Here is a 25,097-nt window from a genome sequence, read left to right on the forward strand (position 1 = left end):
TATTACAGAGTGTTAAAATGAGAGTATTTAGTGAATCAATATATAGTATGGAGGTAGATTATGTGCGGCATTGTTGGATATATTGGTAAAGCTCAGGCGGCGCCGATTCTTTTGGACGGCCTGGCAAAACTCGAATACAGAGGTTATGATTCGGCAGGAATTTCCATTTTTGATAGTGAAAATATTCAAACAGTAAAAACAAAAGGAAAAATTAAGGATTTGCGGGAATTGACCCATGACGGCGCAGATCTGGCGGGAACGGTGGGTATCGGCCATACCCGCTGGGCGACTCACGGCGAGCCTTCCGATGCAAATTCCCATCCTCATGTAAATGCCAGTGAGACAATTGCCGTTGTTCACAATGGTATCATTGAAAATTATCTGGAATTAAAAAAGCGACTTTTAGCTAAAGGTTACATATTTCAGTCCGAGACAGATACGGAAGTTGTTACATTGCTGCTGGATTACTATTTTGACGGTGATTTATTAAAAACATTGTCGAAGGTTATGAGCCGTATCGAAGGTTCTTATGCTCTTGGAATCATTAATAAAGATAATCCGGACGAGATCATTGCAGTAAAAAAAGACAGTCCGCTCATTGTCGGACTTTCCGAAGACGGTAATTATATTGCTTCTGATATTCCGGCCGTACTGAAACATACACGAAAGATTTATATTCTTGAAGATGGTGAGATTGTCAAACTGACCCGGGACAACGTGACGGTTTATAATCAGGATCTGGATGTCGTTGAAAAAGAAGTAACAGAAATCCAGTGGGATGTATCTGCAGCAGAAAAAGGCGGTTACCAACATTTTATGATGAAAGAAATTCATGAACAGCCAAAGGCTGTAAGGGATACCATTTTCCCACGGATAAAGGAAGACGACGTATTCATCCATGAACTTCGTATGACGGATGAGCAGATTAAAGATTTGAAAAAAGTTTTTATTATTGCCTGCGGCTCTGCTTATCATGCCGGTGTGACAGGAAAATATGTCATTGAAGAACTGTCCAGGATTCCTGTGGAAGTGGACTTGGCTTCTGAATTTCGTTATCGGAATCCAATTCTCGAAGATAATACCCTGGCGATCATCATCAGTCAGTCCGGCGAAACAGCTGATACCCTGGCGGCTATGCGGGAAGCAAAACGTCATGGCGTCCGGACACTGGCCATCGTCAATGTGGTCGGAAGCTCCATAGCCAGAGAAGCGGATGACGTTTTATATACATGGGCTGGACCGGAAATCGCCGTGGCAACGACAAAGGGCTATACGAGTCAGTTATCCGCACTCTATCTGCTTGCCCTTCATTTTGGAAAGATTCGTGAAAAGATTTCCAGAAGTGATTATCTGGAAATGATTCAGGAGCTGAAATCCCTGCCGGATAAAATTGAAAAGATGCTTCAGGATAAGGAAAAAATCCAGTATCTTGCCAACCAGTATATCGGCTTGAAGGATGTATTTTTCCTGGGGCGGGGAATTGATTATGCCAGTGCGTTAGAGGCGTCTTTAAAGTTGAAAGAGATTTCCTATGTTCATTCAGAGGCTTATGCGGCCGGGGAATTGAAGCATGGCACGATTTCTCTGATTGAAGACGGAACTCTTGTTGTGGCTCTGGTAACCCAGGAGCAGCTTTACGGTAAGATCGTCAGCAATATTGTAGAAGTAAAAACCCGCGGGGCCTTTGTGCTGGCTGTGACCAATGAAGATAACAAAGACATTGAAAAGAATACGGATTATGTATTCTATATACCGAAAACCAATAAAAACTTTACCGGATTAATGGCAACGATCCCGATGCAGCTCTTTGCCTACTATGTGGCTGTAGCCAAGGGATGTGATGTGGACCAGCCTAGAAATCTGGCGAAATCCGTAACGGTAGAATAGGAGAGAATCATGGAAGGTTTAATGATTAAAAATTTATATAATCTGGAAGAGACTATTGCCGCTGATTTGTTTGACGGTTTGGATTATCCGTGGCAGGCGCTCCCGAAAATCGGAGAATTTATTTTAAAGTTAGGACCGACACTGCCGAAGGACGCGTATGACCAGATTGGCGAAGATGTATGGATTGCCAAAAGCGCCACTGTATTTCCTTCGGCCTATGTGCATGGACCGGCTATTATTGGCAAAGAGGCGGAAGTCCGTCATTGTGCTTTTATCCGGGGCAATGCCATTGTCGGTGAAGGCGCTGTAGTGGGAAATTCCACAGAGCTTAAAAATGTCGTGCTGTTTAATAAGGTTCAGGTGCCTCATTATAACTATGTCGGCGACTCTGTTTTGGGCTATAAAGCGCATATGGGTGCCGGTTCCATTACTTCTAACGTAAAAGCCGATAAAACGCTTGTAAAGGTTTCGGTCGGCAGTGAGCGGATTGAAACCGGATTGAAGAAATTTGGGGCCATGCTTGGCGATAATGTAGAAGTTGGATGCAATGCAGTACTGAATCCGGGAACAGTCATTGGACGTGAATCCAACGTATATCCGACGTCGATGGTGCGTGGTTTCGTTCCGGCCCGGAGTATTTTTAAGAATACGGGCGAGGTTATTCAAAAGAAATTTGTATAATAAAATTGTATCAAAACGCTGGACGAAATCTGGGTTTTGTGAGACAATAAATATAACTATGATATCATTTTAACAATAAATACTCACCGTATATTGAAAGGAGTTCTAAAATGATTTATTCACATGAAGTAGAAATGATGTGCCCGGTAGCCCAGGGTGTTGCCCACGGCGCAGCGCCGATTCCGGAAGAAGCGAAATGGGTAAAAGCAAAGGAGATTAAAGATATTTCCGGGTTTACACACGGCATCGGCTGGTGTGCACCTCAGCAGGGAACCTGTAAATTAACATTGAACGTCAAAGACGGTATCATTCAGGAAGCACTGGTAGAGACTATCGGATGTTCCGGTATGACCCATTCGGCCGCTATGGCTTCCGAAATCCTTCCTGGATTGACTATCCTTGAAGCATTAAATACAGACCTGGTTTGTGATGCCATTAACACAGCCATGAGAGAACTGTTTTTGCAGATTGTTTATGGACGCAGCCAGTCTGCTTTCTCAGAGGACGGATTAGCTGTCGGCGCCGGACTTGAGGATCTTGGAAAAGGACTTCGTTCCCAGGTTGGTACGATGTACGGTACATTGAAGAAAGGTCCGCGTTATCTCGAAATGACCGATGGTTATGTGACAGGCATCGCCTTGGATGAAGAAGACCAGATTATTGGTTATCAGTTCATCAATTTTGGTAAGATGATGGATTTTATCAAAGCTGGCGACGATGCAAATACGGCTCTGGAAAAAGCAAAAGGTCAGTATGGTCGTGTCGATGACGCAGTTCGCATTATCGACCCTAGAAAAGAATAATTCGAGGAGGAAGAGAAATGGCTTTATTTGAATCATATGAAAGAAGAATTGATAAAATCAACTCTGTGCTGAACAGCTATGGTATCGCTTCCATCGAAGAAGCAGAAAAGATTACAAAGGATGCCGGACTGGACGTTTATGCACAGGTTAAAAAAATCCAGCCGATCTGTTTTGAAAATGCTTGTTGGGCATATACAGTAGGTGCGGCTATCGCAATCAAAAAAGGATGTAAAAGAGCAGCAGATGCCGCAGCAGCTATTGGTGAAGGACTTCAGGCATTCTGTATTCCAGGTTCCGTTGCCGATCAGCGTAAAGTAGGTCTTGGACATGGTAACCTTGGAAAGATGCTTTTGGAAGAAGAAACCGAATGCTTCTGCTTTCTTGCCGGACATGAGTCTTTCGCTGCTGCAGAAGGCGCTATCGGTATTGCCGAAAAAGCAAACAAAGTTCGTCAAAAACCATTACGAGTTATTTTAAATGGTCTTGGAAAAGATGCAGCTCAGATTATTTCCAGAATTAATGGTTTTACATATGTAGAAACAGAAATGGATTATTATACAGGCGAAGTGAAAGAAGTATTCCGCAAGGCTTACTCCACTGGTCTTCGTTCCAAGGTAAACTGCTATGGTGCCAATGATGTTACTGAGGGTGTTGCCATCATGCACAAAGAGGGCGTTGATGTTTCTATTACAGGAAACTCTACCAATCCGACCCGTTTCCAGCATCCGGTAGCAGGTACATATAAGAAAGAATGTATCGAAATGGGCAAAAAATACTTTTCCGTTGCTTCTGGCGGCGGTACCGGCCGTACCCTTCATCCGGATAATATGGCAGCAGGTCCTGCTTCCTACGGTATGACAGATACCATGGGACGTATGCATTCTGATGCTCAGTTTGCAGGCTCATCTTCAGTACCGGCTCACGTTGAAATGATGGGTCTGATCGGCATGGGTAACAATCCGATGGTTGGAGCTACAGTAGCCGTAGCTGTTTCCGTTGAAGAAGCAGCCAAAGCTGGTAAATTCTGACATTGAGCACTTAATGAGAACAAGCCGTCAGGCGAAGTTCGAATTTAGTGCGAAAGTCGTTCCCGACCCTTAGCGAGGCCGAGCCGACAGGTGACGGCAGAGGTTAGTGGAGGGAACATACCCGTGTCACTTAATGAAAAATAAAAATGTAGGGCGTCCGAATCGGGCGCCCTTGTTTTGCACCATCCTTTCGATATTAGGTTGGATGAATCTTAAAAAAATATACCCGTTTGGGTATGCCTGATTCAACTACATTTATTGTGATAAAGGATCAGGTAGATATAGCTGATAAAAATTTGTTGGAAATCACCTCTTTTTGTCGTATAATAAGACAAGGGAAATGGGAGCGATGAAGGATATCATATAGCAAATATAGTGGTAATATTATAGAGACTATGATTGAAGCGGGGGAGAGAATATTTTGGAACATGAATCCGGTGCAGTAAGCAGGGCGAAGGCCAGCCTGATTTTTTCGATGCTCATGTTCGGCACGATCGGAATTTTTGTTCGATACATTCCGTTGCCATCCAGTGTCATTGCGTTGTCGAGAGGCCTTATCGGTACGGCATTTTTGGCAGTTGTAATCTTAAAAAAAGGGCCGGGGATTTCATGGGGAGCTATAAAAAGAAATCTGCGAAATTTGTGTTTATCCGGTGCCTTTATAGGAATCAACTGGATATTACTTTTTGAATCTTATCATTATACAACCGTTGCAACAGCAACGCTCTGTTATTATATGGCGCCTGTGTTTGTCACACTTTCAGCGCCTTTTATGTTTAAAGAGCGATTGACTCAGAAAAAAATATTCTGTATTACTGGAGCCCTGGTTGGCATGGTTCTTGTATCAGGTATTTGGAATACAGGAATATCGGGCACTGGAGAACTTTGGGGAGTTTTTTATGGAATCGGGGCCGCGGTGTTTTATGCCAGTGTTATTTTACTGAATAAAAAGATTCAAGGTATTTCAGCCTATGATAAGACGATGATGCAGCTTGCGGCATCATCTATTGTATTATTGCCTTATACAGTTTTAACAGAAAAAGTATCTGTTCTGTCTCTGACACCAATGGCTGTGATCTTATTGGCGGTTGTTGGCATTTTGCATACGGGGATTTCTTATACCCTATACTTTGGCTCAATGAAGAATCTGGAGGCACAGACAATCGCTATTTTCAGTTATATTGACCCGATTGTCGCAATTCTTTTATCGGCCTTGTTTCTCAAAGAGCCATTTGGAATCAGAGGGATTGCAGGAGCGATTATGGTACTGGGAGCCGCTTTGATCAGTGAGCTGCCAGATAAATCATAGAATACAGGAGGAAAAGAAGAATGAAAAAGATATTAAGTCTGCTGCTGGTATGTGCCATGTGTTTGACGGTGGCTGGCTGTAGCAATGAGAAAAAAGAGACAAAGATACCGGAAACGGAGACCCGGACCGATGCGGAAGCCTCTGGGGCTGTTGATGAAGAAAGTGAAGAGATGGGACCAAACGGCCTTAAATTAGTTGCTGTTGGCGAATCATTTCAGGTTGATGCCAAGTATGGAAGCTATCTTATTACGATTACAGGTATTGAAAAAACAGACTGGTGGGAGAGAAAATACAACAATCAAAAAAAGTCAGTGATACTTCTGAATTATGAGGTTGAAAATATTAATTTTTCATCCATTCTTTCTGAGGGTGTGAAAGTTGAAAGTGATTTGTTCAAAATTCTGGATAGTAAAAAAGGAGTATTGAGTCCTTTTTTGTGGTATTTCGATGATGTCAGTAAGGCAGAAACTGTGAAACCAGGAGAAAAAGCAAGCGGAAGCATACCTTATGTTTTGGAGAGGGATTCAGAGTATTTTGATGTAATATTTACCAGGGTTACAGGGGATGTGGCAGAAGTCAGAGTGGATATGTAATGGTCAGGGCGTCCGTATGGACGCCCTTCTTTTGTTAAGTGATATAAGATGTTTAGTCTTCACATATCGGATTTTCAATCAGAGTTGCGGCGATGAAGTCGTGTTTGTGTCCTTCTTCGCGAGTTGTCGTTCCTTTGATGAAATGGACGTGGCGTCCACATCCTACTTCGATGGCCGGGCCGGAAGTGCCGCAAAATTCATGGTCATGGCCATTGCAGGAATCCGTAGTAAATTTAATTTCATGGACATGACTGCCATCACAAGGAATGGCGTCGCCTGAAACAGTTGCAAATCTATGGTTATGCGCATGATCACAGCAGCCGGAGATGCGGACACTTCCTAAAACTTCGTGATTATGCTGTTTTGGTGGGCAGGGTCTGCGATTAACATTTTCTTCCATGATACAAATTCCTTTCGAGATTTAATTTTGTCTGGTTACATTACCAGTTTATGCAAAAATTCGAAAAAGGAAACAAATTAATCCTCCCGCTCAAAAGAAAAGATATAGTCTTTGGTCACAGGCCCCATGCATGTTTCGACATGGGTCAGTTCAAATTCTTCTTTGTCGAATGCATCCCAGGAAGTTATGGACGATAAAAAAATTGGCGCCCGGTTCTATGTAAAAGTATCATACATTTTACCAATGGGGCATGCCCGAAGGGGTATGAGCAGGAATTGGAGGTTTGCTCTTGACGGCAAAAATTAAAATATAGTACAATATTGTAAAATAGTGGAAATAAAGAGGGGCGTATCATGAAAATTTCAACAAAGGGGCGTTATGCATTGCGTACAATGTTGGATTTGGCAATGCACGATGAAGGAACTTTGATTCCATTAAAGGATATATCCAGTCGTCAGGAAATTACGATTAAGTATCTGGAGCAGGTGATGAATCTTTTGAGCAAAGCGGGATATGTTCGGAGCGTCCGGGGAGCCGGAGGCGGTTATCGCCTGGCAAAAGCGCCGTCTGCTTATACGGTCGGGGATATTCTTCGGACGGCTGAAGGAAGTCTGGCACCGATTGCCTGTTTGGAGGATGATATTAATCAATGTCCAAGGGCCGCGGAATGTTTGACACTGGGGTTTTGGAAGGGGCTGGCAGATGTGATCAATGATTACGTGGATGGTGTGACGTTGGAGGATCTGATTCAGAGAGCCCAGGAAAATAATTTTTCAATTTAAGAATTTATGAACAAAATCACCTTTTCAATGATATTTTACGGAAATCATGGTATACTGTAGGTATTATTTGGAAAGGTGATATTTTTATGTCGTTAATAGAATGGAATAAGAAAAAGATAATTCTATTTGACCTGGACGGTACTTTGACGGATCCGGGAGTTGGAATCACAAACTCAGTGATGTATGCCCTCGAAAAATATGGAATCACTGTATCGGATAAAAGTGAACTTTACAAATTTATCGGACCGCCCTTAATGCAGTCTTTTGAGAAATATTATGGATTTGATCAAAATAAGGCAGAGCGGGCCGTAGCTTTGTACAGGGAGTATTTCCAGGACAGAGGTATTTTTGAAAACGAGATTTATGATGGGATTCAACAGCTTTTGGATGCGTTGAAAGTACAGGGAAAGGTCATCGGCCTTGCCACATCAAAACCTGAAATTTATGCGAAGCAGATTTTAGAACATTTTGGACTTGATGACTATTTTGATTTTGTTTCAGGAAGCATGTTGAATGGAGAACGGACCGATAAAGGAGAGGTTATCGCCTGGGCGATTCAGCTTCTGGGAGAAAGAGCGAGGTATACGTTGGAAGAAATGGTGATGATCGGTGACCGGGAGCATGATGTAATTGGCGCCAGGAAGAATGGGCTGGCCTCCATCGGTGTATTGTTTGGATATGGCAGCAGAGAAGAACTGACAGGGGCTGGTGCAGATGTGGTAGTATCGTCCGTTTGTGAATTAACTGAAATGCTGACAGGAGAGGCTGCCGGGGAGGTATTAGGATGAAGATAAAAGGGATTTTGCAAAGGGGATTAGTATGTTTGGGGGCTTGCCTGCTCTTCGCAGGTATGGCAGTCTACGCTGATGAGACGGGCAGTGAGCCGGAGAGCAGGACGACTATGGAAGCAAGTGGTGTGACGAACACTATGGTAGTCGATGAAACCTCTGGAAAAAACGAAACTCTGGCAAAGCCGTCGGACGGAGTGTTGTGTTCATTGTATGATGTTGAAGTGGAAAATTGGAAACGTCGAATTTACAAGATCAAATGTAAAGTTGATTCTGAGGATTCCAAAAACGGAGATATCCGGATATATTCAGGAAAGAATTTCCATATAACCGACAGCAAGGGCAATATTTTGTCGGAGGGTACATATATTGATGCCGATGGCAATGTAACTGAAACCTTTAAAGGCGGAGAGGTTTGTCGTGATATTAATGGATGGTTTATCCTGTGGGAGGATACCGACCTGAGGGAATGGAGCAGACACAATATTTATGTCCAGGCGGACAGTGATTTTGTGGGTGGTAATAATCAGACGATCGGTCTGGATGGTATGTCAGGCGTTTATCTGGATTCGGATTCGGGAATGGCGGATATATCTTTTGAGACTCACTCTTTCAAAGTGAATGTGGCTGCGGAGGTCGATGCTTCGGATGTGATATTTCCGGTTATGGAGGGGATTGATTTAAATCATCCGGACTTTTTAAATAAAGCGGTTGTGAAACTGGAATGTGTTTATGGAAATCTGAGGGATTTGCCTCTCAAAGTCCAGTGGTATCGGGTGGTTAATGGTATGGAAGAGCCGATTGGAGATATGATTACCAGGGCGCCATACCATTTGCCGGAGAGTGAAGTACGAACACTGACAGAAGCAAAAGAGTATAAGCTTAAAATATATTATAATGGAGAAGCTTCCACGGAAGAAGCCAGACAAGCCAGTAATGGCCATGAAGTTCCGGTATCGGAGGATGCGCCGATGGACGAGGCGTCTTTTAAGACTGAGATGGTGAGCGGATGTATTGATGCGGCGGTTTGCCTTGAACAGCTTCCATATAACAATTCAGTGGCTCATACATTTCGGTTTAAACTGTATCGGTTTGATGAACCGAATCAAATGATCAATGATGACACGCCGTTTACGGAATATTCGCTGACCTTTGATGCAAATGGCGACCGGGCAGAAAAGCATTTAAAAATTGATGGGCTTGCGGCCGGATGGTATACGCTGGTTCCGGAAAATCCGGAAGAAGATTTTGCAGAGATGACAGATAAACGGAAGGACAATTCGATGCCGAATGCCAGAACTGGAAGCAGCGCCGGGGTGGACTTCCATATTGGTGAAATTGTGGATAATCAGTATAGTTGGGAGATTATTCGGTATCAGGGACAGAATCCGGAAAATCCTCTTGGTGTGAATCCTTTTAAAATCATTTATAATTATCAGGAAAGTTTATATAGCGTCAGTTATGCCATGAATCTGCCGGGCGGTTCCGGTCTGGTGGGTAATCCACCTTATGATCTGAATCGATATCGGCCGGGGACCATGGTTTCTGTTCAGGGAGGAAATGGCATGACAGCGGATGGCTGGCAGTTTGTCGGATGGGCTCTGGATGCGGGCGACGGTGTCTATAAAGCGGGTGAAAAGATTTATTCCGATGTGTCCATTCATGGAATTCCTGTGGAAACTCAGGTGGCGATGACCGACGGAGGGCTGACCTTATACGGACGTTGGATTCGGGTGTATTCGGTCACTTATGACGGCAATACAAACAGCGGCGGCAGCCTCCCTGCAGATATCGGAGGAACGGTCAAAGAAGGAAGTAATTTATATTATTCGGGGGATGAAGTTACGGTCGAAGCTCAGGGAAACCTCGAAAAAGTTGACTCAGACGGGACACGATATGTATTTGACGGATGGTCTGTCAATCAGGATGGCTCAGGAACGCGTTTAAAAACAGGAGACAAAGTGAAGGTATCGGATGCGGATATCACATTTTATGCTCAGTGGCGGGCTGTCGGTACCGACAAATATGCGGTAAATTATATTGCATCTGTTCCAAAGGATACGATTCTGACAGGCGTTTTGCCTCAGGATACGGAGAAATACGAGGAAGGTGCGATTGTTAAGGTCAAAGATCAGGGAAGTATGGCCATTGAACATTATCGTTTTGCAGGATGGGCATTGACGTCAAGTGAGGACGCTCTGTATCAGAACGGAGAGGAATTGTTTGGAACAAAGGATATCAAAACGGCGACAAAAACAGATACACCGATGAAAGAACAGGGAATCTCCTTTTACAGCCGCTGGATTCCGTTATATCAGGTGACTTATCGTGCCAATGCAAACAAAGTCGAAAATCTGCCGGAAGATACCAATGAATATGAAACGGGCGATATGGTGACGATTCTCGGTGAAAACAAGGTAAAACGGGAAGGTTATGAGTTTATCGGCTGGAATACGAAGATGGACGGCAGCGGACAGAGCTACGATGCAGGGTTAAAGTTCAACATGCCGGAAGAAAACATTGAACTTTATGCCCAGTGGAAAAAATTGCCCGAACCGGAAAGTGCACCGGAGGAAACAGAAACATCATCCAGGCCAGGGATGGGCAGTGCATGGCCTATGGTGATATTGGCAGTGGTCGGCGTGATCTGTATTATTGCTTACGTGGCTTATCAGTGGCTGAGTCATCGGAAGCACTAAAAAGGCGATATTATTTACATACTGAAATTTTGTATATGAAACCTTCTGTTGGCGCATACTAAGCAAAAACAGGAGGTTTTTTATGATGATGAAGGAAATTCAGGAAATTAAAGGCAGAGAAGTGCTGGATTCAAGAGGCAATCCGACAGTAGAAGTAGAAGTCATTCTGCGTCATGGTATCAGCGGACGGGCTATCGTGCCTTCCGGAGCATCCACCGGGATTTATGAGGCTCTGGAACTGCGGGATGGGGATAAAAAGCGCTATGGTGGTAAAGGGGTAAAAAAGGCAGTCAAACATGTCAATGAAAATATTGCCAAGGCACTTCGTGGAATGGATGTGACAAAGCAGCAGGAGATTGATGAAAAGCTTTTAGAACTTGACGGAACAGAGGCAAAAAAAAATCTGGGAGCCAATGCGATTCTCGGCGTGTCTTTGGCCTGTGCAAGAGCTGGTGCGGCATTTTATCATTTGCCGCTGTATCGCTATATTGGCGGTGTGGCGGGAACACTGCTGCCTATGCCGATGATGAATATTCTAAATGGCGGTGCCCATGCGGATAACGGTATTGATTTCCAGGAGTTTATGATCGTACCGACGGGAGCAAAATGTTTTGCCGATGCGCTTCGAATAGGAAGTGAGGTATTTCATGCATTAAAAGGTGTTCTGAGCGGTATGGGTTTAAATACAGCCGTGGGTGATGAGGGAGGATTCGCGCCGGACCTGGCCAGTAATGAAGATGGGCTTAAAGTGATCATGGAAGCCATTGAAAAAGCCGGATATGAACCGGGAAAAGATGTATGTCTGGCTTTGGATGTGGCCAGCAGCGAGTTTTATAAAGATGGAAATTATATTCTTTATGGAGAAAATAATAAAATCTTTGACAGTCAGGGAATTAGTGAATATTATGAAATGCTCGTCAGCAAATATCCGATCGTGTCGATTGAGGATGGTTGTGATCAGGATGACTGGGAGGGCTGGAAAAATCTTACGGCCCGTCTGGGGCAGAAAACCCAGTTAGTGGGTGATGATTTCTTTGTGACCAATACCCGCCGGCTTCAGGAAGGAATTGGTCAGAAGGCGGCGAATGCGATCCTTATTAAACCGAATCAGATTGGTACGCTGACAGAAACGATTCAGGCAGTACAGATGGCCGGAAATGCCGGTTATGGTGCTATTATGTCGCATCGTTCCGGTGAAAGTGAGGATACGACCATTGCGGATCTGGCTGTCGGGTTAAATTGCGGCCAGATTAAAACCGGTTCCCTGTCCCGGACAGATCGTCTGGCGAAATATAATCAGCTCCTTCGAATTGAGGAGGAGCTTTTAAAAGGCGCAAGATTTGAAAATCCTTTTATTGACAAAATTAGATGAAGTCACTATAATAAGTAGACAAGCGGACACTTTGCTCCGGCGAAGTGTCCGGTTTTAAATCATAAGGGAAGGTGCAGGTATGGAACAAAAGAGAGTTTTTTCACTGTTGGTGGATAATACTTCCAGTGTTTTAAGCCGTGTATCAGGACTTTTTACCCGCAGAGGATACAATATTCACAGTATTTCCGCCGGTGTGACGATGGATCCGAGATTTACCCGGATTACCGTTGTTGTTGACGGGGATGATTTGATTTTTGAACAGATTGAGAAACAGATGCGCAAGATGGTGGATGTACTTGATGTTAAGACACTTAAGGAGGGCGTTTCCGTTTGCCGTGAATTGATCATGATCAAGATTCGGGCGAATGCGGAGGACCGTCAGGCCATTCTGTCAGTGGTTGATATTTTTCGGGCGAAGGTCGTGGATGTGGGTATTGATTCTATGATTATTGAACTGACAGGAAATCAATCAAAATTGGATGCGTTTATCCGTTTGGTCAGTGATTATGAAGTTCTCGAACTGGCCCGGACCGGTGTGACCGGTTTGTCCAGAGGTATGGATGACGTAAAGTATTTATAGCTCCATAATAATATTCCGTCTGATGCACGAAAAGGTGTACAGCTCTGTATTATTAGAAGATACATATTTTAAAAGATTAACAGTAGGAGGAAGTTAAAATGGCTAAGATTTTTTATCAGGAAGACTGTAACCTCTCTCTCTTAGAGGGAAAGACAATTGCGATTATCGGTTACGGCAGCCAGGGACATGCACATGCTTTAAACTTAAAAGAGTCAGGTTGTCATGTTATCATCGGACTTTATGAAGGAAGTAAATCATGGGCAAAAGCAGAAGCTCAGGGATTTGAAGTGTTTACAGCAGCAGAAGCTGCAAAACAGGCAGATATCATCATGATTCTTATCAATGATGAATTACAGGCAGATATGTATAAGAGAGATATCGAGCCAAATCTTGAAGAAGGAAATATGTTAATGTTTGCGCATGGTTTCAATATTCATTACGGATGTATCGTACCTCCAAAATATGTAGACGTTACCATGATCGCTCCAAAGGCTCCGGGCCATACCGTAAGAAGCGAGTTCCAGGAAGGCAAAGGAACCCCTTGTCTTGTTGCTGTATATCAGGATTATACCGGAAAAGCTCAGGAGATGGCTTTGGCTTACTCTCTGGGTATCGGCGGCGCAAGAGCCGGCGTTCTTGAAACAACCTTTAAGACAGAAACAGAAACAGACCTCTTTGGTGAACAGGCTGTTCTCTGCGGTGGTGTCTGTGCATTAATGCAGGCTGGTTTCGAAACATTAGTTGAAGCCGGCTATGACCCAAGAAATGCTTATTTCGAATGTATCCATGAAATGAAACTGATCGTTGACCTGATCTATCAGAGCGGTTTTGCCGGAATGAGATATTCCATCTCCAATACAGCAGAATATGGCGATTACATCACAGGTCCTAAGATCGTTACAGAAGATACAAAGAAAGCAATGAAGAAGATTCTTGCAGATATCCAGGATGGTACATTTGCAAAAGACTTCCTGTTAGATATGTCTCCGGCAGGACGTCAGGTTCACTTCAAAGCGATGCGTGCAAAAGCAGCAGCTCATCCATCTGAGGTTATCGGAGAAGAGATCCGTAAACTTTACAGCTGGAATGGCGAAGGAAAATTAATCGATAATTAATTTTGATACTTGACAAAAATACATCATCACGGTAGAATCTGTATCATAACATATGACTGACGGATTTAGTGGAAGAACCACATGAAGTATGTTTGTATATTAAGCCGACCGTCTGGGCAACAGCCCGGGCAGTCGGCTGTTTTAATGTACGAATGTTGAGGAGGGAGAAAATGACAATGACACTCGGACGAATTCATTCAATTGAATCCATGGCGCTGGTCGATGGACCGGGAGTTCGTTCCGTTGTTTTTTTACAAGGCTGCCGTCTTCGATGTCAGTATTGCCACAATCCGGACACATGGTCCATGACAGGAAAAAATATTCAGGAAATGTCGGCGGAAACTCTCGTAAAGAGGTTGTCTCGTTTTAAACCCTATTATGGAGATAAGGGCGGCGTGACTTTTTCCGGCGGAGAGCCGTTGCTTCAAAAGGATTTTCTTACAGAGGCTCTGCAACTGTGTAAAGCAGCCGGTATACATACCTGTCTGGATACGGCGGGATGTGGCATGGGAGATTATGAGGATATACTCAAGTATACGGATTTGGTTCTTCTGGATATTAAACATTATACCCGTAGGGGATATCAGCAGGTGACCGGGCAGACGCCGGATGAATCGCTTGCATTTTTGGAGACAGCTCAGAGGATGCACATTCCTCTCTGGATTCGCCATGTGGTCGTTCCGGGACTTACTGATGGGGACGAACACCTGGAAGGGCTGAAAAACTATATTGGGACGTTAAAATATGTGGAGCGGGCAGAGCTGCTTCCCTATCATGTACTTGGCGTTCATAAATATAAAACACTTGGAATTCCTTATCCATTAGAGGGCGTAGAACCGATGGACCCTCAGAAACTCTCAGACTGGCAGACATTTATTAATAATCATCTGAACTAATCTTTAAGAAGAGGAGCGAAAAAAATGAGTATTGATGTGAACTGCACGGCATGGAAAGGTTTTAAGACGGGCGAATGGCGTCATCTGGTGAATGTACGTAATTTCATTCAGAAAAATTATACACCATATGAAGGCGACGAAGGATTTCTTGCGCCAATTTCAGAACGAACGGAGAAGGTGTGGTCAAAGGCCAGTGACCTGATCGTTGAAGAATTAAAAAAAGGTATTATCGATGTGGAAACGAATGTGGTTTCCGGCATTGATAATTTTGCACCGGGATATATTGATAAAGAAAATGAAGTTATTGTAGGACTGCAGACCGATGCGCCGCTGAAACGGATCGTTAATCTTTTCGGCGGTATGCGTATGGCGACTTCGGCTCTGGAACAGTATGGCTATAAATTAAATCCGGAAATTGAACATCATTTCCGACTTTACCGCAGAACCCACAATGACGGCGTTTTTGACGCTTATCCGGAACGGACCCGTCTGGCAAGACACGCCGGACTTTTGACTGGCCTTCCGGACGCTTACGGACGGGGACGTATCGTGGGCGATTATCGTCGGGTGCCGCTTTATGGTACGGATTTTCTTATTGAGGAAAAGAAAAAAGATTTAATTATGATTGACGGACCGATGACTGATGAGCGTATCCGCCTGCGGGAAGAGGTTCAGATGCAGATTCGGGCGTTGGAAGAAATGCGGAGTATGGCAGCCAAATATGATTGTGATATTTCCCGTCCTGCGGAAAATGCAAGAGAGGCGGTACAGAACCTTTATATGGCATATTTGGCTGGCATTAAAGAAAATAACGGTGCGGCTATTTCTCTGGGTCGTACGGCGACTTTCCTGGATATTTATATTCAGAGAGATATTGAAAATGGCCTTATTGACGAGCAGGGGGCTCAGGAGCTGATCGATCAGTTTATTATTAAACTGCGTCTGGCCCGTCATCTCCGTACACCAGAATACAACGAACTTTTCGGCGGCGATCCGACATGGGTGACGGAAGCTCTGGGAGGTATGGGCATTGACGGACGTACCCTTGTAACCAAAAATACCTTCCGTTATCTGCACAGCCTGACAAATCTCGGAACTGCGCCGGAACCAAACATGACGGTACTCTGGAGTCAGAATCTCCCTCAGGCATTTAAAGATTATTGTGCAAAAATGAGTATCGGCACCGATTCCATCCAGTATGAAAATGATGATCTGATGCGGCCGATGTACGGCGACGATTACTGCATTTCCTGTTGTGTTTCCGCTATGGCTGTCGGAAAACAGATGCAGTTGTTCGGAGCACGGGCGAATCTGGCAAAGAGCCTGCTGTTGGCAATCAACGGCGGTGTGGATGAGAAAAAGGGAACCCATGTCATTCCGAATATTGAACATGATATGGATGAGGAACTGGAATACTCTAAGGTCTTAACGAATTACAAAAAGGTGCTGGCTTATGTGGCTGAACTTTATGTGGATACGATCAATATCATCCACTATATGCATGATAAATATGCTTATGAGTCCAGTCAGATGGCGTTGCACGATACACTGGTTGAGCGAATCGCAGCTTTTGGGATTGCCGGACTTTCCATTGCGGCAGATTCCCTGTCTGCTATTAAATTTGCAAAAGTGCGTCCGATTCGAAATGAACAGGGCATTGCCATTGATTTTGAAGTGGAAGGAGACTTCCCGAAATATGGTAATGATGATGACCGGGTGGATGATATCGCAGTGGAGATTGTATCCTATTTTTCAGCAGAGTTGAAGAAACATCCGTTGTACCGGAATGGCATCCATACCCTTTCTGCATTGACTATTACAAGTAATGTCATGTATGGAAAGAAAACCGGGGCTACACCGGATGGCCGTAAATCCGGAGAACCTTTTGCACCGGGAGCTAATCCGATGCACGGAAGGGATATGAATGGTGCGCTGGCATCGTTGAATTCAGTAGCCAAGATACCATATCGGGCTGTGTGTCAGGACGGTGTTTCCAATACATTCTCTATTGTGCCGAAGGCTCTTGGAAGGACAAAAGATGAACGAGTAAATAATCTTGTGTCGATTCTTGACGGCTATTTTGTTCAGGGGGCTCATCATCTGAACGTCAATGTAATGAACCGGGAGATTTTGGTGGATGCTATGGAGCATCCGGAAAAATATCCGACGCTGACCATTCGAGTGTCCGGTTATGCGGTAAACTTTAACCGTCTTAGTCGGGAACAGCAGCAGGAGGTCATCAAACGGACTTTCCACGAAAGTATGTAATCCATTAATTAAGGCAGTCTTACAATCTTGTAAGATTGCCTCTTTTTTTGTAAGGCGAATCGATGGCAGCAAAATTTCCAGAGTTTTATACTTGTATTAAAGATAAAACAGAGGAGGCAGCGGCCATGAGGATAATTTGGAAAAGTATAAAATTGGTGTTTTTTTGTAAATTACTGAAGTTGATGATGGGCATTGGCCTTCTGGGATTTTCAGTTTTATTGTTTCAAGGTTATGTTGATTATAGAGATGCACTGGAAAAAAAACCTCTGGCTCAGGCCATGGAGGAAATTGTGCAAAAACCATCTTATGTTTCGCTAGAGCAGGTTCCAGATATTTATAAAGAAGCATTGATTACCGTTGAAGACCACAGATTTTATGAACATCCGGGAGTGGATGTGATTGCCACGGGCAGAGCTCTTGTCCATGATCTTAAGGCTATGGACTTTGTGGAGGGCGGCAGTACCATTACGCAGCAGTTGGCAAAAAACATGTATTTTACCCAGGAAAAGACCCTGAGCAGAAAAGCAGCAGAAATGTTTATGGCTTTAAAAATTGAGAGAGAATACAGTAAGGATGAAATACTGGAAGCTTACATTAACAGTATTTATTACGGCGATGGGTATTATTCTCTGAGAGAAGCCAGCCTGGGCTATTTTGGAAAAGAGCCGGAGAACATGACCGATGATGAATGTACCCTGCTTGTCGGTGTACCAAATGCTCCGTCGGTTTATGCGCCGACCGTCAGTATGGACATGGCCAGAAAACGCCAGCAACAGGTACTGAGCCTTATGAAAAATAGTGAAGTTATGGTAGAAGCTTATGGCAGCGAATGATTGCCTGGAAAACTTTTTGACAGGATAATCCAAAAGCGAAGAAATAAGATGTTGATATAAAAAAGTGGGCGGAATCAATGATTATGTTGATTCCGTTCTGTTTATTTGACGAAAACGGTCGACGGACGATGATTGAAATTTAAATACACATAATATAAAATAAACATATCCGGAAAGCCATTCTGGCTGACCGAAAGAAATCTGCATGTATCATGGTATGCCCGGACAGGTATACTTTTTACAGGACAGAGCACAGTTCTGATTTTCAAATGCTTTATTCAAAGCGATGCATCCGGAATAAATGAAAAATCAAAAGCAAAAGAGCCTTAGAAACATATTATTTGACAGAAAAGGAGAGAATGATCATGCAAGGACGAAAGCATGTTGCCGGATTCATGTCTGGCATTTTATTGGCCGTGGGTATTTTACAGTCACTGACAGCGTATGTGAATGCCGGAGAATTTCAATCAGAAAGTATTGCAGAGACGATAGATGATTCGGAGAGCATTCAGGAAGCGGAAACAGGAGCAGAATCTGCTGGTGAATCTGAATCGGGAATTCCTTTGGAACCCGTTCACTACGTGATATCTGAAATGTATCATGGTCAGGGCAAAGTGACGATAAGGGACAACTTCGGTAATGCTTATGAAATACCAAGTGCAGAGGAAGCAGTTTCATTTGAATGTAATGAACAGGCCCAGTTGGTATTGCAGGCAGTACCGGCTGACGGATACGAAATAGACATTGTCGAATTCAGAAACGATGAGGAAATAATTGAAAAAATAGAGGATAAGGATATATTAAATAGTTCAAATATGTTTGAAAAGACAATGAAGGTTTCATCCAATCTGAAAATACAGGTTAATTTTGTTGAGATTCAAAAGGAGACAAAGGAAGAGATTGTACCGGAAACCGAGACAGAATTAATAACAGAAACCGAAGTTGAATCCCAAACAGAGGAAGAGCCAGATATAGAAACCAGCCTCGAATCAGAAACAGATGCATCTCAGGATGGTATTTTGTCAGAGAAAGAACGGGCACAGGCGTTACAGCTGTCCGGGGAAATGGAAAATGCCATTGAGGCAAATGAGTGTATTATGACTTTAAATTTAGGCGAAGTTGGCCAAAGTTGGGCCATGTTTGAGGTGTTTGTGAACCGGATTCTTATTTCTGAATTTGGACCGAATCCGGTGACCCACTTTTCTCATATTATTCAGACAGGAGCTGATTATTCAGAGTATACCCGTACAGCCTATTGTGTACAATACGGCGTGTCGATACCGGCGGGCAGTCATGCAACGGAGATGGTCATTCCTCAACAGCAGCAAAAATATATGGGATATGCACTGGCTTATGGTTGGAAGCAGAAGGGAGCCTCTTACGATGAAAGTCAGTATGAGAGTTCGATGGCCCGTACCGAATATGCAGTCACCCAGGCCGTTGTCTGGGCATGCAGCCAGGGAAAATTCGGAACGGATGCAGGAGAGGCGGCTATCCATCAGATTATACAGAATACATATGAGCCGGACCACGCTGCTGTTTATTATCAGCAATTGAAAGAAGCCATTTTAAAGGCCGAGACTATTCCGTCTTTTTCAGGCAGTGATGAAAGTGACCCGCCGACGATTTTGTTAACATGGAATTCAGGAAACAACAGATATGAGGCAACAGTCACAGATACAAATGGTGTACTGGATCAATATAATTATATATACGAAGGGATTCATTTTGAGAAGGATGGAAACACCCTTATCGTCTGGACGGATCATCTTTATTCGGATGGTGTGACGGCCGAAGCGGTATATGAAAATAATGGCGGTGCCAATGCGGTCGTGACCTGGGATGGGGAGAACGGGAGCCAGGATTTGACAACATATACAGAAATAACGAATCAGGTTTACTCTTATGTGCGAGTCATAACGGAAGGAATGGGTGAGCTGGAGATTATTAAAAAATCTGCAAATCCAGAAATGACAGATAAAAACAATGGCTACTCTTTAGACGGAGCTATTTATGGAGTGTATGATGCTGCAGATCAGGAAATTGGCCGGATTACCACAAATGCTGATGGATGGGGACAATTGACAGATATTCCTGTTGGAACGTATGTTCTTAAAGAAATTTCGGCACCAAAGGGTTATTATGTGAATACATCTTCATATAACGTAAAAATTATTTCGGGACAGAAAACTGTATCAGACGTTCTGGATGTGCCAAAGACGGAAGCAATAGATATTGTTTTGAGTAAGGTAGATGCAGAAACCGGTTCGAATCAACCTTCAGGGAGTAAGTCTTTAGAAAAAGCGGAGTTTGAAGTGAAATTTTATAATGTACAGATGGATAGTGATCCGGCGGCATCCGGATACATACCTGAGAGAAAGTGGATATTGAGAACTGATGACGATGGCTTTTGCAAACTTCAAGATGATTACAAAATATCAGGTGATGATTTCTACTATGATTTTTCGGGAAATGCGGCGCTGCCTTGCGGGACAGTGACTATTCAGGAGAAGCAGGCTCCGGAGGGCTATTTGATAAACAATGAAATATTTGTAAGAAAAATAATTCCGGGAGATTCATCAACGACATCAACCTACAATTATCCTATAATTTCTGAGACACCGCAAAAAATTCAGATTGAGCTGGATAAAAAGGACAGTGAGACAAACAGTGGAACGGCCCAGGGGGCAGGGGCGCTTGTCGGGGCATCTTATGAAATTCTGGATTCTAATGATAAAGTAGTCGATATGTTGGTGACAGACAGTGCTGGACATGCTATTTCAAAAGAGCTGCCGTTAGATGTTTATAAACTCAGGGAAACAGCCGCATCGGGAGGTTATCTGGTGGATGAAAATGTATATACGGTAGCCGGTTCGAAACCAAAGGATACAATAACGAGAGTATTTAAATATAGAGTCATCAGTGGTGAAGATATCATCCGGGGGGATGTGGAAATCATCAAATTTTATGAGAATATTGACAATGAGAATGACACACTTCAGGGAATCAGAGGTGTCGAATTTTCTTTTACATCAAAAACAACCGGGAAAGTTGTAAAAAAGATTGTGACGGATAAGGACGGATTTGCAACAACAGCGTCTTCAGACCAGCCGCGTGGAAGTTTAGTATTTGACACATATATTGTCACAGAAACGAAATATCCAGTTGATGTGAAACCGATAGAACCCTTTGAAGTAACAATATGCGAAGAAGGTGTTGTTTTAAAAGGAATTTATAAAGAAGATAAGCTGATCGTCAGCCCGGTGCTTGTAATCAAAAAAGATAAGAATACCGGTAATAGGATTCCAGTCGCAGACACAGAATTCCGTCTTCTGGATGCGAACAAAAATCCAATAACGATGACGACGTATTATCCGGATAAAATCATCTCCGAGACCTTTAAAACAGATGAAAAAGGTCAGTTCACTTTCCCGGAGAAGTTAAAATTGGGGACATATTTTCTGGAAGAAATTCATGCGCCAAATGGATATTTGATAGGGGAATTATTGGAATTTAAGGTCACTGATGGTACAACATGGGAGAAACCATTGGTTGTTGAATATTACGATGAGCCAGTGATGGGAAAGATTCGTTTGGAAAAAAGAGATTCGATGACATCCGAATTGGTTGACGGTGCCGAATTTGACCTGATAGCGGCTGAAGATATTATCACGCCGGATGGAACCCGTCAACTGAAAAAAGGGGATGTGGCCGACCACGTAACAACGAAGAACGGGGCTGCCGAATCTGGAAAATTATACCTGGGAAGCTATGAAGTAAGGGAAACAAAACAACCGGGAGGCTATGTATTGAATGATGAAGTATATAGTGTTACATTGGAATATGAAAATCAGACAACACCCGTTGTTGTCAAGTCAGTCAATGTGACGAATTCACCAGTAAAAGTACGGATTGTAAAAGTAGACGCTGAATCCGGAAAAGTCCTTCCGGGAGTAGAATTTAAGATTTGGAAAAAAACAATAGATAAAGAAGCGAGTGATTCTGGAATAACAGAGGCGATACTGCGTGAAACAGATGAAAATGGTAGGATTGAGCTTGAGTATCTGGTGCCCGGGACATATTGTATACAGGAGACAGGAAGTAGCTATGGGTATACACCGGACGACAGGATTCGTGAATTTGTTGTATCGGAGGATGGACGGATTGACGGAAAAGCAATTGGTGAAATCAGGATAACCAATACACTGATTGAAATATGGACTCAGGCTTCAGATAAAGCAGATGGTGATAAAAACATATCTCCAGATGAAGATACAGCCATCGTAGATAAGGTATTCTATACGAATCTGATGCAGGGGCACGAATATACAGTAAGGGGTATTTTGATGGATAAATCTACAGGTAAACCATTGCTCGTGAATGGTAAAGAGGTAATTTCGGAAAGGACATTTATTGCTGAAAAACCGGATGGGGAGGTTGAGATCGATTTTACTTTTGATGCTTCTCTTCTGGGCGGAAAAACAGTAGTCGTGTTTGAAAAGTTAATTTATGAGGGCAAGAAAATTGCAATGCATGAAGATATGAATGATATTGAGCAGAGTATCGAAATTGTACCGCCGGGAGTAGAAACAACGGACGTAAATAAAGTTGATGAAACAGAGGATTTTGTACCTGATTCACCAGAAACAGGGGATCGAAACAATTTGGCTGGCTTCGTCGGAATATGCTTCATGTCGGCATTCTTGATGGTTTTAATATTGTATAAAAAGAAAAAATTTAAGTAATGTTTTTTGCCGTACCTACCTGCACAAAAGTTAAATGCTGTGTAGGTACGGCAAAGTATTTTAGATTCGGAGTTTTGTCCCTTTTGTATCCCGATGACCAAGTTTCAGCTTGTTCAGAGAAATGGATTTATCGTTATAGGTAATGATCATTTCGCCGTTTTTGGCAAGCAGATAAACTTCGTCAACCATATCATCTCCGGACAGCTTGATTCCACGAACGCCGAGAGCAGCTTTTTTCTTTTCTGGTACTTCATTGATGTCGAATCGGAGGAAGATTCCATTTTTGGTTCGTAGTGCCACATGAGTGGCATCTGACAGAGGAAGTACGGCAATGACTTTATCATTGTCGGAGAGTTTTGTGGAAGCAATGGTTCGCTTGGAAACATTAAATTCCTCGCCGTTCACTTGTTTAAACATGGCCTGTCCGGTGGCGAAGAGCAGGCGACTGCCAATGACATTTGTGAGGCAGTCGACATAGACAAGACTTTCCTCACTGCTATTATAGTTTCCGAAATTATCGATTGGTATGGACTTATCTCTGAATTTTCCATAAGGCAGTGCCGATACTTTGATCATGTGCATATGTCCTGCATCAGTGAAGAGACAGAGCCTATCAGTGTTCATACATTGAATGACATATTTGTTTTCAGTGAGTGCGGCGTCTCGATTTCGTTCAAAAGTTGGCACATCGACAGTACGGCAGTAACCAAAACGGTCCATCAGGAAAACAATTTCAATTTCTTCGAATTTCTTTTCTTCGAAAACTGCTTCTTTGGCATTGATAATTTGAGTCCGTCTTGGACGGGCATAAGATTTACGGAAGGCCTGGAGTTCTTTTGTGATCACCCGGGACATGCTGGAATGATTCTCCAGAATATCTTCATATTTGGCAATATTTTCTAAGGTCATTTCATGTTCTTTCTGAAGGGCCTCAATTTCCAGCCCAATAAGCTTGTAAAGACGCATTTCCAGGATAGCTGTGGCCTGGCTTTCAGTAAAGCGTAATTTCTTTGCCGCCCGTTCTGAAGTTTTTGTTTTAAAGTTTATGCCTTCAGTTATGCCATGAACCAGACAGCTTTTTGCCTGTTTAATGTTTTCAGAACCTCGGAGGATTTCAATGATCAGATCTATGACATCGCAGGCTTTGATCAAACCTTCCTGGATTTCCCGTTTTTCCTGCTCTTTTACCAATAGATGCTGGTATTTGCGGGTGTTGATATCAAACTGGAAGTCCAGGAAATTTTCGATGATGGCTTTTAAACTGAGAGTTTCCGGACGGCCTCCGGCAACAGCGAGCATATTGACGCCAAAGGTATCTTCGAGGCGCGTCTTTTTATAAAGCATATTTTTGAGATTTTCCACATCCGTATTCCGGCGAAGTTCTAAAACAATACGGATACCTTCCTTGGAAGACTGATTGGAAATATCGACAATATCATTTGTTTTTTTACTCTCAACCAGAGCATAAACATCATTTAGAAATTTACCGATACCGGCGCCGATCATTGTATAAGGAATTTCGGTGATAACAAGCTGTTCACGGCCGCCTTTGATTTTTTCAACTTCGACCTTGCCGCGGAGTTTAATTTTTCCCTGACCAGTTTCATAGATGGAGATCAGTTCGTCTTTATTTGTTACAATTCCGCCGGTTGGAAAATCCGGACCAGGCATAATCTTCAATAATTCTTGGGTGGTAATATCTGTATTTTTCATGTAGGCAAGAACCGCATCAATGACTTCGCACGTATTGTGAGGCGGAATACTGGTAGCCATACCGACGGCAATACCTTCCGCGCCGTTGATTAAAAGGTTGGGAATCCGGGCGGGAAGAACTTCCGGTTCTTTTTCAGTTTCATCAAAGTTTGGCTGGAAGTCGATAACATTTTTATCCAGATCGGTTAAAAAGGCTTCCTGTGTCAGTTTCTGAAGACGAGCTTCGGTATAACGCATAGCGGCGGCGCCGTCGCCCTCAATGGAGCCAAAATTGCCGTGACCATCTACCAGAGGTTCTTCCTTTTTGAAATCCTGGCTCATAACGACCAGAGATTCATAAATCGAACTGTCGCCGTGAGGGTGATACTTACCCATTGTATCACCGACGATACGGGCTGATTTACGATAGGGCTTATCGTAACGGATGCCCAATTCATACATATCATAAAGTGTCCGGCGTTGAACCGGCTTTAGTCCGTCGCGTACATCAGGAAGAGCACGGGCAATGATGACGCTCATGGCATAGTCAATATAAGATTTTTGCATAATTTCTGAGTATTCAGTACGGATAATCTGTTCTTCTGTTGTTTTCTTTTCCATGAGTT

General features: G+C 43.3%; 18 protein-coding genes and 1 riboswitch. Of the genes, 16 read left to right on the forward strand and 2 right to left on the reverse strand.

What is annotated here, in order from left to right; genetic code table 11:
* Positions 1-60: 60 nt before the first annotated feature.
* The 6 genes from glmS (at position 61) to EV212_RS06780 (ending at position 6,301) form a co-directional block, all read left to right on the forward strand.
* Positions 61-1,887 (forward strand): glutamine--fructose-6-phosphate transaminase (isomerizing), encoded by a 1,827-nt coding sequence (gene glmS, locus EV212_RS06755; RefSeq protein WP_132090779.1) that lies wholly within the window; start codon positions 61-63, stop codon positions 1,885-1,887.
* Between the two features lie 9 nt (positions 1,888-1,896).
* On the forward strand, positions 1,897-2,568 hold the full coding sequence (locus tag EV212_RS06760) for an acyltransferase (RefSeq protein ID WP_132090782.1): 672 nt from the start codon (positions 1,897-1,899) through the stop codon (positions 2,566-2,568).
* Between the two features lie 110 nt (positions 2,569-2,678).
* Positions 2,679-3,371 (forward strand): iron-sulfur cluster assembly scaffold protein, encoded by a 693-nt coding sequence (locus EV212_RS06765; protein ID WP_132090785.1) that lies wholly within the window; start codon positions 2,679-2,681, stop codon positions 3,369-3,371.
* 17 nt (positions 3,372-3,388) lie between these two features.
* Entirely contained in the window at positions 3,389-4,399 is a 1,011-nt protein-coding gene (locus EV212_RS06770) for a GGGtGRT protein (RefSeq protein WP_132090788.1), read from the forward strand.
* A 421-nt stretch (positions 4,400-4,820) separates the two neighbouring features.
* Positions 4,821-5,708 (forward strand): DMT family transporter, encoded by an 888-nt coding sequence (locus EV212_RS06775; RefSeq protein WP_243115495.1) that lies wholly within the window; start codon positions 4,821-4,823, stop codon positions 5,706-5,708.
* 20 nt (positions 5,709-5,728) lie between these two features.
* Positions 5,729-6,301 carry an LptM family lipoprotein gene (locus EV212_RS06780; protein ID WP_132090791.1) on the forward strand — a complete coding sequence of 191 codons (573 nt, stop codon included), beginning with the start codon at positions 5,729-5,731 and terminating at the stop codon, positions 6,299-6,301.
* Positions 6,302-6,353: 52 nt separating this feature from the next.
* On the opposite strand, the gene EV212_RS13945 is transcribed toward EV212_RS06780, so the two are convergent.
* Positions 6,354-6,701, reverse strand: coding sequence for a YmaF family protein (locus EV212_RS13945; protein ID WP_132090794.1), 348 nt, complete (start codon positions 6,699-6,701; stop codon positions 6,354-6,356).
* 353 nt (positions 6,702-7,054) lie between these two features.
* Here EV212_RS13945 and EV212_RS06790 point away from each other — a divergent pair, with 353 nt between their 5' ends.
* From EV212_RS06790 to EV212_RS06835, 10 genes are all read left to right on the forward strand, one after another.
* Positions 7,055-7,483 carry an RrF2 family transcriptional regulator gene (locus tag EV212_RS06790; protein ID WP_132090799.1) on the forward strand — a complete coding sequence of 143 codons (429 nt, stop codon included), beginning with the start codon at positions 7,055-7,057 and terminating at the stop codon, positions 7,481-7,483.
* Positions 7,484-7,569: 86 nt separating this feature from the next.
* On the forward strand, positions 7,570-8,271 hold the full coding sequence (locus EV212_RS06795; RefSeq protein ID WP_132090802.1) for an HAD family hydrolase: 702 nt from the start codon (positions 7,570-7,572) through the stop codon (positions 8,269-8,271).
* Positions 8,268-10,970: an InlB B-repeat-containing protein gene (locus EV212_RS06800; protein ID WP_132090805.1), complete on the forward strand. Its 2,703-nt coding sequence runs from the start codon at positions 8,268-8,270 to the stop codon at positions 10,968-10,970. The genes EV212_RS06795 and EV212_RS06800 overlap by 4 nt, the downstream gene beginning before the upstream one ends.
* Before the next feature lie 82 nt (positions 10,971-11,052).
* Complete coding sequence (gene eno / locus EV212_RS06805; protein ID WP_456298270.1) at positions 11,053-12,342, forward strand: phosphopyruvate hydratase; 1,290 nt, start codon at positions 11,053-11,055, stop codon at positions 12,340-12,342.
* A gap of 79 nt (positions 12,343-12,421) precedes the next feature.
* Positions 12,422-12,922, forward strand: a complete 501-nt coding sequence (gene ilvN, locus EV212_RS06810; RefSeq protein ID WP_132090808.1) for an acetolactate synthase small subunit — start codon at positions 12,422-12,424, stop codon at positions 12,920-12,922.
* Positions 12,923-13,020: 98 nt separating this feature from the next.
* Positions 13,021-14,037 (forward strand): ketol-acid reductoisomerase, encoded by a 1,017-nt coding sequence (gene ilvC, locus EV212_RS06815; protein WP_132090811.1) that lies wholly within the window; start codon positions 13,021-13,023, stop codon positions 14,035-14,037.
* A 42-nt stretch (positions 14,038-14,079) separates the two neighbouring features.
* Positions 14,080-14,162: riboswitch (ZMP/ZTP riboswitch) on the forward strand.
* 45 nt (positions 14,163-14,207) lie between these two features.
* On the forward strand, positions 14,208-14,933 hold the full coding sequence (pflA, locus tag EV212_RS06820) for a pyruvate formate-lyase-activating protein (protein ID WP_330570479.1): 726 nt from the start codon (positions 14,208-14,210) through the stop codon (positions 14,931-14,933).
* Between the two features lie 24 nt (positions 14,934-14,957).
* Positions 14,958-17,201, forward strand: a complete 2,244-nt coding sequence (pflB, locus tag EV212_RS06825) for a formate C-acetyltransferase (RefSeq protein ID WP_132090814.1) — start codon at positions 14,958-14,960, stop codon at positions 17,199-17,201.
* Between the two features lie 125 nt (positions 17,202-17,326).
* Positions 17,327-18,034 carry a transglycosylase domain-containing protein gene (locus EV212_RS06830; protein ID WP_132090817.1) on the forward strand — a complete coding sequence of 236 codons (708 nt, stop codon included), beginning with the start codon at positions 17,327-17,329 and terminating at the stop codon, positions 18,032-18,034.
* 365 nt (positions 18,035-18,399) lie between these two features.
* Positions 18,400-22,779, forward strand: coding sequence for a SpaA isopeptide-forming pilin-related protein (locus tag EV212_RS06835; RefSeq protein ID WP_132090820.1), 4,380 nt, complete (start codon positions 18,400-18,402; stop codon positions 22,777-22,779).
* Positions 22,780-22,839: 60 nt separating this feature from the next.
* Here the strand turns inward: EV212_RS06835 and EV212_RS06840 are convergent, their stop codons facing one another.
* Entirely contained in the window at positions 22,840-25,092 is a 2,253-nt protein-coding gene (locus EV212_RS06840; protein WP_132090823.1) for a DNA gyrase/topoisomerase IV subunit A, read from the reverse strand.
* Positions 25,093-25,097: the final 5 nt, after the last annotated feature.

This window comes from Frisingicoccus caecimuris, from assembly GCF_004340975.1.
Classification (GTDB): Bacteria; Bacillota; Clostridia; order Lachnospirales; family Lachnospiraceae; genus Frisingicoccus; species Frisingicoccus caecimuris.

Excerpts from the sequence above, each read along its gene's own strand:
- ilvC (WP_132090811.1), top strand. The coding sequence starts at position 13,021 with ATGGCTAAGATTTTTTATCAGGAAGACTGTAACCTCTCTCTCTTAGAG.
- eno (WP_456298270.1), top strand. The coding sequence starts at position 11,053 with ATGATGATGAAGGAAATTCAGGAAATTAAAGGCAGAGAAGTGCTGGAT.
- EV212_RS06760 (WP_132090782.1), top strand. The coding sequence starts at position 1,897 with ATGGAAGGTTTAATGATTAAAAATTTATATAATCTGGAAGAGACTATT.
- ilvN (WP_132090808.1), top strand. The coding sequence starts at position 12,422 with ATGGAACAAAAGAGAGTTTTTTCACTGTTGGTGGATAATACTTCCAGT.
- EV212_RS06800 (WP_132090805.1), top strand. The coding sequence starts at position 8,268 with ATGAAGATAAAAGGGATTTTGCAAAGGGGATTAGTATGTTTGGGGGCT.
- EV212_RS06840 (WP_132090823.1), bottom strand. The coding sequence starts at position 25,092 with ATGGAAAAGAAAACAACAGAAGAACAGATTATCCGTACTGAATACTCA.
- EV212_RS06780 (WP_132090791.1), top strand. The coding sequence starts at position 5,729 with ATGAAAAAGATATTAAGTCTGCTGCTGGTATGTGCCATGTGTTTGACG.
- EV212_RS06790 (WP_132090799.1), top strand. The coding sequence starts at position 7,055 with ATGAAAATTTCAACAAAGGGGCGTTATGCATTGCGTACAATGTTGGAT.
- pflB (WP_132090814.1), top strand. The coding sequence starts at position 14,958 with ATGAGTATTGATGTGAACTGCACGGCATGGAAAGGTTTTAAGACGGGC.
- EV212_RS06770 (WP_132090788.1), top strand. The coding sequence starts at position 3,389 with ATGGCTTTATTTGAATCATATGAAAGAAGAATTGATAAAATCAACTCT.
- glmS (WP_132090779.1), top strand. The coding sequence starts at position 61 with ATGTGCGGCATTGTTGGATATATTGGTAAAGCTCAGGCGGCGCCGATT.
- pflA (WP_330570479.1), top strand. The coding sequence starts at position 14,208 with ATGACAATGACACTCGGACGAATTCATTCAATTGAATCCATGGCGCTG.
- EV212_RS13945 (WP_132090794.1), bottom strand. The coding sequence starts at position 6,701 with ATGGAAGAAAATGTTAATCGCAGACCCTGCCCACCAAAACAGCATAAT.
- EV212_RS06835 (WP_132090820.1), top strand. The coding sequence starts at position 18,400 with ATGCAAGGACGAAAGCATGTTGCCGGATTCATGTCTGGCATTTTATTG.
- EV212_RS06795 (WP_132090802.1), top strand. The coding sequence starts at position 7,570 with ATGTCGTTAATAGAATGGAATAAGAAAAAGATAATTCTATTTGACCTG.
- EV212_RS06830 (WP_132090817.1), top strand. The coding sequence starts at position 17,327 with ATGAGGATAATTTGGAAAAGTATAAAATTGGTGTTTTTTTGTAAATTA.
- EV212_RS06765 (WP_132090785.1), top strand. The coding sequence starts at position 2,679 with ATGATTTATTCACATGAAGTAGAAATGATGTGCCCGGTAGCCCAGGGT.